Raw genomic sequence first — 14,908 nt, forward strand, 5'->3', positions numbered from 1 at the left:
TGATGGCGAGAGCTATGCGCGTCTGTGCGAGATGCTGGGACGCACCGACTTCAGCGGCAAGCTGGCCGACCATGACGTGCCAGTCCAGCTGTTGGGTGGCAGCGAGGACATGGCGACACCGCCAGCAACGCTGGAAACGCTGGCAGGCGAATGCAGCGATGCGCCTCTTGAGATTCTCGGCACCGTGGGTCATGTGCCGTCGGTGGAGTGCCCCGGTGCCTTCGCCCAGCGCCTGCTGGGCTGGTTGACTGTCGACCTGGGCGATGTCGGCGCGCAGGGCGTGCCGTATGCCATCGGGCTGGAAACCCGCAAGCAGGTCCTCGGCGAAGAGCACGTCGCCCGGGCCAGCGCCGGGGCAACCACGCTCGATGCGCCGTTCCAGCAGATGATCACGCGGCTGGCCTGGGGTGAGCTGTGGAGCAACGACGACCTGACTCGGCGCGAACGCAGCATGATCACCACGGGGATTCTCGCCGCGCTGGGCCGTGAGGAACTGGAACTGCATCTCAAGACGGCCAAGCGCATCGGGCTATCCGAGGCGGAACTGCGTCAGGTGCTGATGCATGTCGCCATTTATGGTGGCGTCCCCGCTGCCAACCATGCCTTTGCCTTGGCCAAGAAACTGGGCTGGGGCGAGTCGCTTGGCTGAGCGACTACGCTTGCCAGTCCGGAGCCGTCCAGTGGGCGGCTCCAGAGCCCAAGAAGCAGGCAACGCTAGCCGGTCGCGGCCGCAACCTGGCGGCAAAGCGACTCGAGGTCATCGTCCTGCCAGGTTGGTGTAAAGCCTTGCGGGTCAAGCGCCTTGCCGGGACGCGCGATGAAGCCGGTCAGACACCCGGCGTGGGAGGCCCCGACCACGTCCCAATGGTGGGCCGCCACCATCGTCATTTCGCCCGGGTCGATCCGCCAATGCTCGGTGACCAGACGATAGGCCTGGGGAGCAGGTTTGTAGCGCTGTACTTGTTCAACGCTCAACTCGGCATCGAACAGCCCGGCCAGCCCAGCATGCTGCAGCTGTTTATGTAAGGCGGCCAGGCTACCGTTGGTGAGTGCCGACAGGGTATGGCCTTGCCGGCTCAGCCATTCCAGCGCAGGCAAGGTGTCTGGATGGGCGGGTAACGTCTGAAGCCCCTCGACCAGTGCCTGCTGCTGTACCTCGGAAACCGATTGGCCTTGTTGCTGGGCCACCTGACGAAGTGCGGCAGTCGCCAGTTCGCCGAAAGGCAGGAACTGGTCCGTTAGGGTGGCGGTCATCCAGTGTTCCTGAAGTGTCAAGAACCACACCTGACGCATCTGGGAGGTGCCAAACATCTCCTCAAACAGCGGGTTCAATGCCGCTGTGTCCAGCAAGGTCTCGTTAATGTCGAATACGATATGCATGGGAGCTCCTTTTCCATGTGCGCTTTCATGACAGTCGATTGGCGAGCAGACGTAAAGCGTGCTGGTGTCTGTGAGGCGATCCGACATGACGCGGTGTGCCGGTGGACACGACATGCCCTTGGCCTGTTTACCTCTTCCTTGTTAGACCAAAGTCGCGATTTCCTCCGCGCCGAGAGCCGCTAGCATTGGGTGTGATCGCTATGCGAACTATCGTTCGTCTAATAGTCATCTTGAGTGAAATGAGGGAGCATGGCGTTATCCAGCTTCCTTGTTCGATAACGATAAAAGGACCCCTAGCCATGAAACGTACCCTGACTCGCTGCTTGCTGGCACTTTCCATTGCCGGTGTCGCCACTGCGGCCCACAGTGAGACCACCCTGCGCATGTCGCACTTCTGGCCGGGTGCGTCTGCAATCAACAAGGACATCTTCGAAGCCTGGGCCAAGACCATCGAGGAAGAGTCCAACGGTGAGCTGCGTGTACAGAACTTCCCGTCGCAGACCCTGAGCAAGGCCGACGATACCTACGAAGCCACCGTCAAGGGCATCGCCGATATCGGCATCACTGCCCAGGGCTATACTGCCGGCCGCTTCCCGCTGTCGCAGATCGTTGAGTTGCCCGGCGTGGCCGAATCGGCCCCGGAAGGCGCCTGCATCATGCAGACGCTCTATAACGAAGGCCACTTCGGCGACGAGTACAAGGACAGCCGCGTGCTGTTCATGTTCACCACCGGCCCGGGCTATATCCATACCCGCGAGACAGACGTTCAGACACCGGCTGACCTCCAGGGCCTGCGCATCCGCCGCCCGACCGCCGTGGCCGGTAACATGCTCGAGAACATGGGTGCCCAGCCGGTCGGCATGCCCGCCCCGGACATCTACACCTCCATGCAGCGTGGCGTGCTGGATGGCTTGAGCTTCCCCTGGGAAGGCATGAAAGTCTTCCGTCTCAACGAGCTGGCCAACTACCACACCCAGGTGCCGTTCTACACGCTGGTCTTCGTGGCCACCATGAACGAGAAGACCTACCAGCGCCTCTCACCTGAGCAGCAGGCGGTCATCGACGCCAATTCGGGCATGAAGTGGGCCGAGAACGCTGGCGAGGTATTCCATCGCATCGACCAGGCCGGCAAGCAGGAAGCCGAGGAGGCGGGACACACCATTCGCGTCATCGATAATCCGCTGGAGAATTCCGACTGGCAGGCACCGCTGCAGCAGGGCATCGAGACCTACCTGAGCGGCCTTGAAGAGCGTGGTCTCGACCAGGCGCATGACGTCTATCAGGCGGCACTTGACGCCAAGCAGGCCTGCGCTGCGCAGTCCTCTTAACCGCAGGACCTTTTCTAGGAGATCATCATGCAGCAAGGGCTCGTTCGATTCAGTCGTTGGCTGGAAGCCCTGTGCAGGCTCATCGCCGGCATCGCCCTGGTGGGCATGCTGGCGGTGACCGTCGTCGACGTGACGCTGCGCTATGTCTATCGCCTCACGGACGGGGCACTGGCCTGGAGTGTGGTGGGCAGTGTCGAACTGGTCAGCTACCTGATGCTGTTTGCGCTGCTGGCCGCCATGGCCGCCAACGTCGAGAAGGGCCAGGTGGTAGTCGAGGCGTTCAGCCACCGGCTCAACGCCACCATCAAGACCCGCCTCAACGGCTTCTACCTGTTGGGCTTCACCGCCCTGGGGCTGGTGGTGGCCATCGGCCTGTGGGACGCGGCGGTCAGCGCCGGGGCGCATGGCGAGGTCACCCAGGACCTGCGCCTGCCGATGGGGCCGATCTACTGGATGGCGGCGGGCCTGAGCCTGCTGCTCAGCATCCGCAGCCTGGCCTTCGCCCTGTTGGGGCTGCTGTTCAACTACCGCGTGGCATCGGTCGAGGAGATCTGAGATGAGTAGCGAAATGATCGGTGCCCTGGGCCTGGGCCTGCTGCTGGTCCTGATGATCCTGCGCATGCCGGTGGCGCTGACCATGCTGGTCATCGGCGTGGGGGGCTTCTCCCAGGTCATCAGCTGGGACGCGGCAATCTCGATGGTCAAGTCGGTGCCCGTCGAGGTACTGACCAACTACAGTTTCAGCGCCGTGCCGATGTTCATCCTGATGGGCGTGCTGGCGGCGCACTCGGGCATGGCCGGCAAGCTGTTCGAGTCCACGCGGATCATCTGCGGTGGCTGGAAGGGCGGTCTGGCGATTGCCGCGGTGGGCTCGTGCGGTATCTTCTCGGCGATCTCCGGTTCGTCGCTGGCCACCGCCAGTACCATGACCCGGGTGGCCCTGCCCGAGATGGAGCGCTACGGCTACAACCGTGGCCTGGCTACCGGGGCGCTGGCCGCCGGCGGCACGCTGGGGATCATGATTCCGCCGAGCATCGCGTTGCTGATCTACGCCATCCTTACCGAGCAGTCGGTGGGCGACATGTTCATGGCCGGGTTGATTCCGGGGCTGCTGGGGCTGGTGATGTATGCCTTGACGGTAACCGTGATGATGCGGATCAAGCCGACACTGGCGGTGGCGGGTGAGCCAACCCGCTGGGCCGAGAAACTCGGCTCGCTGGCCGGGCTGGTGCCGTTCTTCGCGGTGTTCCTGATCATCATCCTGGGCATCTACTTCGGGCTGTTCACGCCCACCGAGGGGGCCAGCGTGGGCGCCTTCGCCACGCTGATCTACGCGCTGGTCAAGGGTATCCGCGGCGCCGGGTTGTGGCAGGCACTGCAGGAGACGTTGGCGCTGTCGACGGTGGTGTTCTTCATGCTGGTGGGTGCCGAGACGCTGGGCTACTTCATCTCGGTATCGCGCATCTCGTTTTCCATCTCGGACTATCTGTTCAGCCTGAACCTGGCACCAATCGTCGTGCTGCTGTGCATCCTGGCGATGTACTTCATCCTCGGCATGTTCATGGACTCGATCGCCATGCTGGTGATCACCGTGCCGGTGGTCTACCCGATCATCCAGGCGGTGGGCATCGACCCGGTGTGGTTCGGGGTGATCACGGTGCTGACCGTGGAGCTGGGGCTGATCACCCCGCCGGTGGGCATGAACGTGTTCGTGATCAAGGCGATGGCCCCGCATGTCGGGCTGGGTGAGATCTTCAAGGGCGTGGCGCCGTTCATCGTCTCGGACTTCGTGCGCCTGACGCTGCTGATCCTGTTCCCGGCGCTCAGTCTATATCTGGTGACTGGATAGCGGCCTATTCGGAATCCGGGAGTACAACGCCGACGGTCCTGCCGTCGGCGTTTTTCTTGCAAGCTTATGCGCTGGCGATGGCCTCGACGATGCTGTCGCAGAACCAGCGCTGGGCCGGGGAGCGGGTGGTATGGGACTGCCAATGCAGCGCGACTTCAAAGAGCGGGACGTCGAACGGTAGCTCGAGAAGCTTGAGCGGGGCCTCGCGTACGAAAGCACTAGCGATCCGCTCGGGGAGGATGGCCAGCAGGTCGCTTTCCTGAAGAATGCGCGGCAGGCTCGAAAAGTGCGATACCTTCAGGCTGACCTTGCGTTGTAGCCCCCGCTCGCGCAGCACGTCCTCGGCAAGGCCATGCCCGGTCGAGGCGGCGACCACGGCGTGCCGGGCCTGGATGAACTGCTCCAGGGTCAGGGAGTCGCCGATGAAGGAATGCTCGCGGTTGAGTAGGCATACGTAACGTTCATCGCTGACAAGCACCCGCCGCTCGACGCCTGCCGAGCTGATCGGGCGGCTGCAGATAACGGCATTGACCTTGCCGGTGGCCAGCCAGTCCTCCACCTTGTCGATCTCCAGAGGAACGACCTCAAGCTCGATGTCAGGAGCCTGGGCGTGTAGATGAGCGAGAAGGCGCGGCAATAACGACATTTCGCCAAGATCTGTCAGAGCCAGGCGATAACGCCTTTGGGAACGGCGTGGCTCGAATTCCTTGCTGCTTTCAAGAACGCTATCGATCTGAGCTAGAGAATCACGCAGACCAGGGTAAAGCTGCATCGCGGTAAAGGTGGGCTCCATTCCATCGCGGGAACGCACGAAAAGCCGATCATCGAACAGGGCGCGCAGGCGCGACAGGGCATAGCTTACCGAGGGTTGGGTGACGTGTAGCCGCTCTGCGGCCAGTGTCACGCTACGGGCGTCATAGAGCGTGACGAAGACTCTCACCAAATTGAGATCAATGGTACTCATGGAATAGACATTATTTATTTTTTATAGAAGAACTATCGATTGGATCGATGCTAACACGCGGCCTAACGTGGAACCATACAGTCCCCTCGGAGCCCATCATGCCTACCGTGCATTCCGTTACCTATCAGCTATTGCGCCGCCAAGGTCTGAGCGTCGTCTTTGGCAATCCCGGCTCCAATGAGTTGCCATTCCTAAAGGACTTTCCCGAGGACTTTCAGTACGTCCTTGGTTTGCATGAAGGCGTCGTGGTCGGCATGGCTGACGGCTACGCCCTGGCCAGTGGACGACCTGTGCTGGTCAACTTGCATGCCGCGGCAGGCACCGGCAATGCCATGGGGGCGCTGACCAACGCCTGGTACTCGCATTCACCGCTGGTACTTACCGCCGGGCAGCAGGCGCGGTCGATGATCGGTGTCGAATCGATGCTGGCCAACGTCGATGCTCCCTCGTTGCCGCGTCCCTTGGTCAAGTGGAGCTACGAGCCGGCCTGCCCCGAGGACGTACCTCGGGCAATCAGCCAGGCGATTCACATGGCCAACCTGCCTGCCAAGGGGCCGGTGTACGTGTCGATCCCTCATGATGACTGGGGACGCGAAGTCGCCGAGGATGCCGCCTTGGTTACCCGGCGCGATGTGGATCATGCCGGCACGCCGTCCGATGAACAGCTGGCCGGTTTGGCCGAGCGCCTCAACCGGGCGAGCAATCCGGTATTGGTATTGGGGCCCGAGGTCGATGCAGAGCATGCCAATGCATTGGCTGTGGATCTGGCTGAGCGTCTGCGCATGCCGGCCTGGGTGGCACCGTCCGCCTCGCGCTGCCCGTTCCCGACCCGCCATGCCTGCTTCCGTGGGGTGCTACCGGCAGCAATCTCGGGGATTTCCGGCAAACTGGAAGGGCACGACCTTATTCTGGTCATCGGTGCGCCGGTATTCCGCTACCACCAGTACGCACCGGGCCGCTACTTGCCCGAGGGGGCTGAACTGATTCACCTGACCAGCGATGCACAGGAGGCCGCGCGGGCGCCGATGGGCGATGCCCTGGTCGGCGGGCTGTACGCCACGTTGAACAAACTGCTTCCGGCGCTGCGACAGAGCGAACGCGCCATGCCCGAGCCGTTGCCGTTGCCGCAACCGGTGCCGGATGAGCCAGGCCGACTGGCACCCGAAAGCGTCTTCGATGCGCTGGATGAACTGGCCCCGAAGGATGCGATCTTCGTCAAGGAGTCGACCTCGACGGTCACCGCCTTTTGGCAACGCGTAGAAATGCGCCAACCCGACAGCTACTTCTTTCCGGCGGCCGGTGGACTGGGCTTCGGGTTGCCGGCTGCGGTGGGCGTACAACTCGCCCGTCCCGAGCGTCAGGTCATTGCGGTGATCGGTGACGGCTCGGCCAACTATGCCATCAGCGCCTTGTGGAGCGCGGCCCAGTACGGCGTGCCGGTAGTGTTCATCATCCTGCGTAACGACACCTACGGCGCCCTGCGCTGGTTCTCGCGCATGCTGGACGCCGAGGATGCTCCGGGCCTCGATGTACCCGGGCTGGACTTCTGCGCCCTTGCCCGCGGCTACGGCGTTGAGGCGGTTTGCACCGATACTCGCGATGCTTTCGAGAGTGCTTTACGCCAAGCCCTGAATGCCACCAAGCCCATGCTTATCGAGGTGCCGACTACCACTATCGAACCCTGACGGTCTGGCGCCCGGACGTCGGTCAACTGCGAAACATCAATAACGACAAGAGAGGAAAACGCATGAAACACGCCATCTCACGCTTGCTGCTCGTCACTTCCACGCTGGGGTTGTGTGCCTCGGCTGGGGCGGAAACCACCCTGCGCATGGCGCACTTGTGGCCGGCCGGCTCGGCGGTCAACCAGGACATTTATCAGGCCTGGGCGAACCAGGTCGAGCAGGAGTCCAATGGCCAGATCAAGGTCGAGATTTACCCCTCGCAGACCCTGGCCAAGGCCGACCAGGCCTACGACGCGGCGGCCAATGGCATTGCCGACATTTCCGTCACGCTGCAGGGCTATACGGCCGGCCGCTTCCCGCTCACCGAGATCGTCCAGTTACCAGGGGTCGCCAACAGCGCATCGCAAGGCGCGTGCATATTGCAGACGCTCTATGACGAAGGTGACATCGTCGGGGAGTACAGTGATACCCATGTGCTGTTCATGTTCACCACCGGGCCGGCCTACCTGCACACCCGGGATACCGAGATCCGTACGCCTGCCGATCTTCAGGGCTTGCGTATCCGACGTCCCAGCGAGGTAGCCGGTGAGATGCTTGCCAGCATGGGTGCCCAGCCCTTGGGCATGCCGGCCCCGGACATCTATACCGCCCTGCAGCGTGGCGTGATGGATGGCCTGAGCTTCCCTTGGGAGGCGATGAAAGTATTCCGCATCAACGAATTGACGAACTATCACCTGCAGGTGCCGTACTACGCCGGCGCTATCGTGGCGACAATGAGCCAGACCGCCTACGACCGGTTGTCTCCCGAAATGCAGGCAGTGATCGATGATAACAGCGGCATGGCATGGGCGCTCAAGGCGGGCCAGGTCTTTGGCGAACTCGACAAGGCCGGGCGCGAGGAAGCCGAAGCCCAGGGCGACACCATCCACGTCGTTGAAGATCCGCTCAACGATCCCGCCTGGGCCGCGCCGCTCAAGCAAGGCACCGAAAACTATCTCAAGCGGCTCGAGGAACGTGGTCTCGATAATGCCAAGGAAGTCTACGAGAAAGCCTTGGCGCTGCGTGAGCGGTGCGAGGCCTGATCCCTGGCGTTAGGATGCTAACGGTTGCGAATGAAAGAATAAGGAAGACGCCATGAACACCTTGGAACTGTTGATCGGCGGTGAACGCCGTGCACCGCAAGGCAATACGAACTTCGACCGCGCCAATCCCTTCAGCGGCGAGGCCGTGACCCGTGCCGCGGCCGCTTCGGTCGAGGATGCCCGGGCTGCCGCCGATGCCGCGGCCGGTGCCTTCCCGGCCTGGTCGAAGACCGGCCCCGGCGAGCGACGCATGAAGCTGCTCAAGGCCGCCGAACTCATGGAAGCGCGCCAGGCCGAGTTCATCGAACGCATGGTCGACGAGACCGGCGCGACGCCGGGCTGGGCCGGCTTCAATGTCATGGTCGCCGCCGGCATGCTGCGCGAGGCCGCGTCACTGACCACCCAGATCAGCGGCGACGTGATTCCCTCCAACGTGCCCGACAACCTGGCCATGGGCGTGCGCGTGCCGTGCGGGGTGGTGGTGGGCATCGCGCCGTGGAACGCGCCGATCATCCTCGGCACCCGGGCCATCGCCACCCCGCTGGCCTGTGGCAACACGGTGATCCTCAAGGCCTCGGAGCAATGCCCGGCGACCCACCACCTGATTGGCGAGGTACTCATCGAGGCAGGGCTCGGCGAGGGGATCGTCAACGTGGTGACCAACGCCCCCGCGCAGGCTGCCGAGGTGGTCGGTGCGCTGATCGATCACCCCGCGGTGCGACGCATCAACTTCACCGGTTCCACCCCGGTGGGGCGGATCATTGCCGAGCGTGCGGCACGTCAGCTCAAGCCGGTATTGCTCGAACTGGGCGGCAAGGCGCCCTTCGTGGTGCTCGACGACGCCGACCTGGATGCTGCAGTCGAGGCGGCCGCCTTCGGGGCGTTCTTCAACCAGGGCCAGATCTGCATGTCCACCGAGCGCCTGATCGTGGTCGATGCCGTCGCCGATGCCTTCGCCGACAAGCTGGCGACGAAGGCCGCCAGCCTGCGTGCCGGCGACCCGCGTGGCGAGGGCAATGCGCTGGGCACGCTGATCAACCGCGAATCGGGCGAGAAGCTCAACTCGCTGATCGACGATGCCCTCGAGAAAGGTGCGCGCCTGGCCTCGGGCGGCAAGGCCGACGGCGTGATCATGCAGCCGACCCTGATCGATGGCGTGACCGAGGCCATGCGCCTGTATCGCGAGGAATCCTTCGGGCCGGTGGTGGCGATGATGCGCGTGGCCGACGAGGCCGAGGCGATCCGCATGGCCAACGACACCGAGTACGGCCTGTCGGCGGCGGTATTCAGCCGTGACACGGCGCGGGCGATGCGCGTGGCCGGGCAGATCGAGTCGGGCATCTGTCACATCAACGCACCGACCGTGCATGACGAGCCGCAGATGCCGTTCGGTGGGGTCAAGTCCAGCGGTTACGGGCGTTTCGGCGGCAAGGCGGGGATCGAGGAGTTCACCGAGCTGCGCTGGATGACAATGCAGCTCGGTCCACGTCATTATCCGATCTGAGCGTCGATCCGAGCAATTACGCGCTGACGAAGGAGTGTGCCTAAGCTGACGGCAGGCCTCGCATCCGGCGGGGCCTTACCGATACGCCGTCATGTTCAGGAGGGGGTTATGGATAACCATCGTTCGCGCAAGTCGTCAGGCCTTGGCCGGTTGGCTCTGTTGGGTACCGCCGCCTGGTTTGCCTACGCCGCTTACCAGAAGCGGCAGGCGCTCAAGGCGCGTCGCTCGGGAACCGATGATATGCCTGTCGCACCGGCGCTCTCACGCAGTGCTCTGGTGGAGGGCATTCTGATGCGCTGGGAGGAGCATGGCGAACGCACCTCGGGCAAGCTGCCCATCGTCATGGTGCATGGCATCCCGACCAATCCGCGTATCTGGCGTTATGTGATTCCTCAGCTCGAGGCCTCGGGAGCGCCCCGCCTGGCCTGGGAAATGGTCGGTTACGGCTACTCGATCGACGAAGGGCTGGGGCGGGCCATCTCGATTCCCGCCCAGGCGGAATATCTGCAGTCCTGGCTTGAGGCGCAGGGTATCGAGCGGGCAGTGTTTGTCGGGCATGATGTCGGCGGCGGGGTGGTCCAGGCGCTGCTTGCCGCCCACCCCGAACGCTTTGCTGGCCTGGTGCTGGTGGACTCTGTGGCTTTCGACAATTGGCCGGTGCCAATGATGAAACTGGTGCAGCAAAGCCATTCGCTGGTCGGCATGTTACCGCCGGCCGCACTCAAGCCGCTCCTCCATACCGGCATTCGCGACCTTGGTCATGATGACGCTGCGCGCGGTGTGGAGTCGGCAACGCTGTTGTGGGAACCTTACAGCCGTCCAACAGGGCCAGCCGGCTTCGCCAATCAGGCCCGCTATCTAAGCGCTGCCGATACGATGGAAGCTGCCTCACGTCTTGAGACACGGCCGGACCTGCCGGTACGCATCGTCTGGGGCGAGAAGGATCCGCTGGGTCTCGAGTCGGCCGAGCGCCTGGCCATGCTGCTTGGCGCGCCGAGGGTCGAGACGATTCCGGGGGGTAAGCACTTCAATCCCGAGGATCATCCGGATATCGTTGCCGAGGCGATTCGCGAGGTACTGGAAGCGTTGACCGATCACTCGCCTGCTATTTCCTGAGGCTTGCTTCGACGGGACGACCGCCGTGGAGTAGGCCTTCGTCGATTCTTGGTACAAGGAACACGGCATGACGTCCCGCACCCTCGAGGGCGCCCTCGATACGGAAAATACCGGTGAGCACAGACTCGCTTACGGCCTGCTATGGTGCTTGGGGCTCTACCTGCGCTTGTCGGTGCTGATCGTGCCGCCATTGATTCCTCAACTGAAACGTGTGTTGGGATTCTCCAGCGGCGACGTGGCAATCGCCACCAGCCTGCCGTTGGTCACGCTGGCCTGTGGCGCTCTGGTGGCAGGTTGGTTGCTGGCGCGCCTGGGGGCGCGAATCTGTATGTTGGGTGGGCTGGCAGTCATGGCGCTGGGCAGTGCCCTGCGTGCCGTGCCGGAGGATTTCCTGCCGTTCCTGCTGGCCACCGTAGTGATGGGCGCAGGCATTGCCTTCATGCAGACCGCCATTCCGGTACTCGCCAAGCTGTGGGTGCCGGGCCGTGTCGGGCGCGCCTCGGCGATCTACACCAACGGCCTGCTGGTTGGCGAGTTACTCGCTGCCGGCGCCACAGGGCCGCTGGTTGCCGCCTGGCTTCAGGAGGATTGGCAGTGGGCCTTTGCGCTGTGGGTAGCGCCGGTTCCGTTATTGATGCTGGTTCTGTCATTGGCGGGCAAGGCGCTGCCGATGGCGTCCAAGCTGCCGCGCAGCCAGGGCGGGCTGACGCTGCCCGATGTTCGTGACGGGCGCATGTGGCGCCTGGTGTGGCTGCTGGGCTGCGCCGCGGCGTTGTATTTCTGTGGCAACGTCTTTCTACCGCCGATTCTCGAAGACAGCGAGCGCCTGATGCTGCTCGGTCCCAGCCTGGCCTCGCTTAATGCCGCTCAGATGCTGTCCTCGGCGTTGCTGGTGATCTGGGCGGATCGTCTGCTCGGCCAACGCTGGCCGCTGGTCGTCATCACCTTGTGTGCGCTGCTTGCGATTCCGGCCATGCTGGTATCGCCTGGGGCAAGCATCGTCTGGACCGCCGGCGTGTTCGGCTTCTTCACCAGTGCGCTGTTCATTTTCGTTCTGGCGCTGCCCGCCTGGCTGGCTAGCGTTGAACAACTGCCGCGACTGATGAGCGGCATGCTGTTCTTTGGCTACCTGCTGGTCTTTGCGATCACTGTGCTGGGCGGTTGGCTGAACGATGTCAGCGGTCATGTGGCACTAGCGTTTCTGCCCACCCTGGTAGTGAGCGTCGTCGCCATGCTGGGCACGCGGCGGCTGTTGGCGGCTGACCATGCTTAATCCGAGAATCAAGCTACGCCACCTACAAGCCTTTCTGGAGGTAGCTCGCCAGCGCAGTTTTGCTCGGGCGGCCGATAGCCTTGCCATTACCCAGCCGGCCATGTCCAAGACCATCCGTGAACTGGAAGAGGCCGTTGCCGCGTCGTTGTTCGAGCGCGGGCCGCGCGGTGTGACACTTACGCCTTCGGGCATGGCCCTGCTGAGACACGCCGGGCCGGCGATCAACCTGCTGCAGGAGGGGTTGGCCGCTGTACGCCAGCCGGCAAGCGGGGAAGTGGTGGTGCGGGTGGGCGCGTTGTCGACGGTGGAGGAGGGCTTGCTGCCACAGGCCGCCCAGGCGCTGCATGGGCGATTTCCCGACATACGCCTGCAGGTCAATTCCGGGCCGAGTGCCTATTTGCTCTCTCAACTCGGGCTGGGTGAGCTGGACCTGGTTGTCGGCCGTATGAGCGAAGCACAGGAAAGCCGTGGGTTCAGCTTCGAGCATCTCTACCACGAACCGCTGGTGCTTGTGGCCCGTACCGGACATGCCCTGGCAAGTCTGCCACGCACCCGGCTGAGTGCCGACATGCTCGGCGAGTATCCCTGGGTAGTTCCGCCGACGCCGACCACGCTTCGCGAACAGATCGAGCGTTTCTGGGTCGAGCAGGGTGGCCCACCGCCGCCCGTTGCACTGGAAACCCTATCGCTGACCCTGAGCCGTCGCTACGTACAACGTACCGACGCACTGTGGGTCGCGCCGTTGGATGCTGTGCGTAGTGATCTCACCGAGAAGTGGCTGGTCCGTCTACCTATCGATATCGAGGCGCATGGCGGCTCGGTAGGCGTATGCATCAACGCGACCCGTGCGCTGTCGCCGGCGGCAGAACGCTTGATCGAGCAGTTGCGCGACCTGGCCGGCAGACGCGACCCGTAGGCGGGTCGAGGCAGGGCGGCTCACGTCAGACGCGGGCCCGTTTCAAGCGCTCCCCGAGCCGCGGCAAACGCTGGGCGATTCCGGGCAGGCGCAGCAGCATCAGCCCCAGGGCGACCGCGGCATAGGTGCTCCACTCCGCCAGGTCCGCACGCACAACCCATAGGAAATGCAGCAGCACCAGGCCCAGCGCGGCATAGATCCACTTGTGTAGCGGCTTCCAGCGTTTACCTAGCCGGCGCATGGCGTAGCGATTGGATGTCACGGCGAGGGCCAGCAGGATGACCAGAGCCAGCGCCCCGACGATCACGTAAGGACGCTTCTGCAGATCCTCGCCGAGTGCCGTCCAGTTGAGGCCGAGGATGAACAGCAGGTAGCTGAGCATGTGCAGAAGCGCGTAGCTGAACGTCCACAGCCCGAGCTGGCGCCGGATTGCGCTGAAGCCTTTCCAGCGAGTGAGCCGCATCAACGGCGTCAGGCTCAACGTGCACAGCAGCAAAAAGAGGGCGCCCTGGCCCAGGTTGAGCAGCAGATAGCGCCCAGGCTCCGGGCCTGCCGCACCGATGGCGACATGAAACATCCACCAGCTGAGCGGCACCAGCGCAGCTACAAAGACCAGCAGCCGCCACACGAGAATGTGCCGGGGTTGTGCCATCAATAGAACTTCCGCAGGTCCATGCCTTGATAGAGCCCTGCAACGTCTTCGGCGTAGCCGTTGAAGGGCTGGGTATCGATGACGTTGGGGTTGAACAGGCTGTTGGGTAGGCGGCGCTCAGTAGCCTGGCTCCAGCGCGGGTGGTCGACGTCCGGATTGACGTTGGCGTAGAAGCCGTACTCATCAGGTGCCAGCATATGCCACGACGTTTCGGGCTGGGACTCGACCAGCGAGATACGCACGATCGACTTGATACTCTTGAAACCGTACTTCCAGGGGACCACCAGGCGAAGCGGCGCCCCATTCTGATTGGGCAACACGCGCCCATACATGCCGACCGCCAGGAAAGCGAGTGGATGCATTGCCTCGTCCATGCGCAGGCCTTCGCGATAGGGCCACTCGATCAACCCGAAGCGTGAGGCCTGGCCGGGCATCTGCTTGGGATGCTCAAGAGTCTCGAAGCGTACATACTTGGCCTTGCCGGTAGGCTCGGCGCGCTTGATAACGTCGGCCAGCGGAATACCCAGCCAAGGGATCACCATTGACCAGGCTTCGACGCAACGCAGCCGGTAAATGCGTTCCTCGAAACGACTCGGCGTGATGAGATTCTCAAGGGCATACTGGCCCGGTTTTCCCACTTCTCCATCGATGGTCACCGACCACGGCACAGTATTCAACTGGCCGGCATAGCGTGCCGGATCGCTCTTGTTGCTGCCGAACTCGTAGAAGTTGTTGTAGTGCGTCGCATCGTCGAACGGCGTGATCTTTTCCTCCGCCGTCACTGCGTTCCAGCGGGTATCGGATAGATGGGCCTCGAACCACTCAGGTCCCTTCGCCTTGGTGACATCGTCGTAGTCGGGGCCGGCAAGGGCTGCACGCGGCAGGCTTGCCGCCAGCCCTATCCCGGCAACGCCACCCAGGAAGGTACGGCGCGACAAATAGACCGATTCCGGCGTGACGTCATTCTCGCCAATGGAGTGGCGATTGCGGGAGCGGATCAGCATGGGAGGACTCCGAGGGGAAAGGCCTATACGAGGTTACTGACCATGAGGAGAAGGAATAGTTGCGTGAGTAGGGTAAGTAGAAAGTTTGCCATAACCTGAGGGTTATGCGAGGTAGGCGACATTTCACTTGGTTAATCCCCATCGTCGGCGACAAT

At 63.1% G+C, this 14,908-nt stretch carries 14 protein-coding genes; 10 read left to right on the forward strand and 4 right to left on the reverse strand.

Annotated elements, in window-relative coordinates; translation table 11 throughout:
• On the forward strand, positions 1-649 hold a 649-nt coding region (locus F568_RS0116615), incomplete at its 5' end, for a carboxymuconolactone decarboxylase family protein (protein ID WP_019019888.1).
• A gap of 65 nt (positions 650-714) precedes the next feature.
• On the opposite strand, the gene F568_RS0116620 is transcribed toward F568_RS0116615, so the two are convergent.
• Positions 715-1,380, reverse strand: coding sequence for a haloacid dehalogenase type II (locus tag F568_RS0116620; protein ID WP_019019889.1), 666 nt, complete (start codon positions 1,378-1,380; stop codon positions 715-717).
• 299 nt (positions 1,381-1,679) lie between these two features.
• On the opposite strand from F568_RS0116620, the gene F568_RS0116625 reads away from it, so the two are divergent.
• The 3 genes from F568_RS0116625 to F568_RS0116635 are packed head-to-tail and all read left to right on the forward strand — an operon-like array spanning position 1,680 to position 4,557.
• On the forward strand, positions 1,680-2,708 hold the full coding sequence (locus tag F568_RS0116625) for a TRAP transporter substrate-binding protein (RefSeq protein ID WP_019019890.1): 1,029 nt from the start codon (positions 1,680-1,682) through the stop codon (positions 2,706-2,708).
• Positions 2,709-2,735: 27 nt separating this feature from the next.
• Positions 2,736-3,263, forward strand: coding sequence for a TRAP transporter small permease (locus F568_RS0116630; protein WP_019019891.1), 528 nt, complete (start codon positions 2,736-2,738; stop codon positions 3,261-3,263).
• A 1-nt stretch (position 3,264) separates the two neighbouring features.
• Entirely contained in the window at positions 3,265-4,557 is a 1,293-nt protein-coding gene (locus F568_RS0116635) for a TRAP transporter large permease (RefSeq protein WP_019019892.1), read from the forward strand.
• Positions 4,558-4,621: 64 nt separating this feature from the next.
• Here the strand turns inward: F568_RS0116635 and F568_RS0116640 are convergent, their stop codons facing one another.
• On the reverse strand, positions 4,622-5,521 hold the full coding sequence (locus F568_RS0116640) for a LysR family transcriptional regulator (RefSeq protein ID WP_019019893.1): 900 nt from the start codon (positions 5,519-5,521) through the stop codon (positions 4,622-4,624).
• 98 nt (positions 5,522-5,619) lie between these two features.
• Here F568_RS0116640 and mdlC point away from each other — a divergent pair, with 98 nt between their 5' ends.
• The 6 genes from mdlC to pcaQ all read left to right on the forward strand — a co-directional run bounded on the left by mdlC (position 5,620) and on the right by pcaQ (position 13,097).
• Positions 5,620-7,206, forward strand: coding sequence for a benzoylformate decarboxylase (mdlC, locus tag F568_RS0116645; RefSeq protein ID WP_019019894.1), 1,587 nt, complete (start codon positions 5,620-5,622; stop codon positions 7,204-7,206).
• A 62-nt stretch (positions 7,207-7,268) separates the two neighbouring features.
• Positions 7,269-8,288, forward strand: a complete 1,020-nt coding sequence (locus tag F568_RS0116650) for a TRAP transporter substrate-binding protein (protein ID WP_019019895.1) — start codon at positions 7,269-7,271, stop codon at positions 8,286-8,288.
• Positions 8,289-8,340: 52 nt separating this feature from the next.
• Positions 8,341-9,792, forward strand: a complete 1,452-nt coding sequence (locus F568_RS0116655; protein WP_019019896.1) for an aldehyde dehydrogenase — start codon at positions 8,341-8,343, stop codon at positions 9,790-9,792.
• A 108-nt stretch (positions 9,793-9,900) separates the two neighbouring features.
• Positions 9,901-10,908 (forward strand): alpha/beta fold hydrolase, encoded by a 1,008-nt coding sequence (locus F568_RS0116660; protein ID WP_019019897.1) that lies wholly within the window; start codon positions 9,901-9,903, stop codon positions 10,906-10,908.
• Between the two features lie 67 nt (positions 10,909-10,975).
• Positions 10,976-12,181: an MFS transporter gene (locus F568_RS0116665; RefSeq protein WP_019019898.1), complete on the forward strand. Its 1,206-nt coding sequence runs from the start codon at positions 10,976-10,978 to the stop codon at positions 12,179-12,181.
• Complete coding sequence (gene pcaQ / locus F568_RS0116670; protein ID WP_019019899.1) at positions 12,174-13,097, forward strand: pca operon transcription factor PcaQ; 924 nt, start codon at positions 12,174-12,176, stop codon at positions 13,095-13,097. The genes F568_RS0116665 and pcaQ overlap by 8 nt, the downstream gene beginning before the upstream one ends.
• Positions 13,098-13,122: 25 nt before the next feature.
• On the opposite strand, the gene msrQ is transcribed toward pcaQ, so the two are convergent.
• Together msrQ and msrP are read right to left on the reverse strand one after the other, a co-directional pair.
• A complete protein-coding gene (msrQ, locus tag F568_RS0116675; RefSeq protein WP_019019900.1) occupies positions 13,123-13,749 on the reverse strand; it encodes a protein-methionine-sulfoxide reductase heme-binding subunit MsrQ in 627 nt (208 codons plus the stop codon).
• Positions 13,749-14,753 (reverse strand): protein-methionine-sulfoxide reductase catalytic subunit MsrP, encoded by a 1,005-nt coding sequence (gene msrP / locus F568_RS0116680; protein ID WP_019019901.1) that lies wholly within the window; start codon positions 14,751-14,753, stop codon positions 13,749-13,751. Before msrP ends, msrQ begins: the two co-directional genes overlap by 1 nt.
• Between the last annotated feature and the right edge of the window lie 155 nt (positions 14,754-14,908).

It is taken from the genome of Modicisalibacter luteus DSM 23508 (assembly GCF_000378505.1).
Taxonomy (GTDB): Bacteria; Pseudomonadota; Gammaproteobacteria; order Pseudomonadales; family Halomonadaceae; genus Modicisalibacter; species Modicisalibacter luteus.

Coding starts and splice junctions, on each gene's coding strand:
- F568_RS0116620 (WP_019019889.1), bottom strand. CDS start 1,380: ATGCATATCGTATTCGACATTAACGAGACCTTGCTGGACACAGCGGCA.
- F568_RS0116625 (WP_019019890.1), top strand. CDS start 1,680: ATGAAACGTACCCTGACTCGCTGCTTGCTGGCACTTTCCATTGCCGGT.
- F568_RS0116630 (WP_019019891.1), top strand. CDS start 2,736: ATGCAGCAAGGGCTCGTTCGATTCAGTCGTTGGCTGGAAGCCCTGTGC.
- F568_RS0116635 (WP_019019892.1), top strand. CDS start 3,265: ATGAGTAGCGAAATGATCGGTGCCCTGGGCCTGGGCCTGCTGCTGGTC.
- F568_RS0116640 (WP_019019893.1), bottom strand. CDS start 5,521: ATGAGTACCATTGATCTCAATTTGGTGAGAGTCTTCGTCACGCTCTAT.
- mdlC (WP_019019894.1), top strand. CDS start 5,620: ATGCCTACCGTGCATTCCGTTACCTATCAGCTATTGCGCCGCCAAGGT.
- F568_RS0116650 (WP_019019895.1), top strand. CDS start 7,269: ATGAAACACGCCATCTCACGCTTGCTGCTCGTCACTTCCACGCTGGGG.
- F568_RS0116655 (WP_019019896.1), top strand. CDS start 8,341: ATGAACACCTTGGAACTGTTGATCGGCGGTGAACGCCGTGCACCGCAA.
- F568_RS0116660 (WP_019019897.1), top strand. CDS start 9,901: ATGGATAACCATCGTTCGCGCAAGTCGTCAGGCCTTGGCCGGTTGGCT.
- F568_RS0116665 (WP_019019898.1), top strand. CDS start 10,976: ATGACGTCCCGCACCCTCGAGGGCGCCCTCGATACGGAAAATACCGGT.
- pcaQ (WP_019019899.1), top strand. CDS start 12,174: ATGCTTAATCCGAGAATCAAGCTACGCCACCTACAAGCCTTTCTGGAG.
- msrQ (WP_019019900.1), bottom strand. CDS start 13,749: ATGGCACAACCCCGGCACATTCTCGTGTGGCGGCTGCTGGTCTTTGTA.
- msrP (WP_019019901.1), bottom strand. CDS start 14,753: ATGCTGATCCGCTCCCGCAATCGCCACTCCATTGGCGAGAATGACGTC.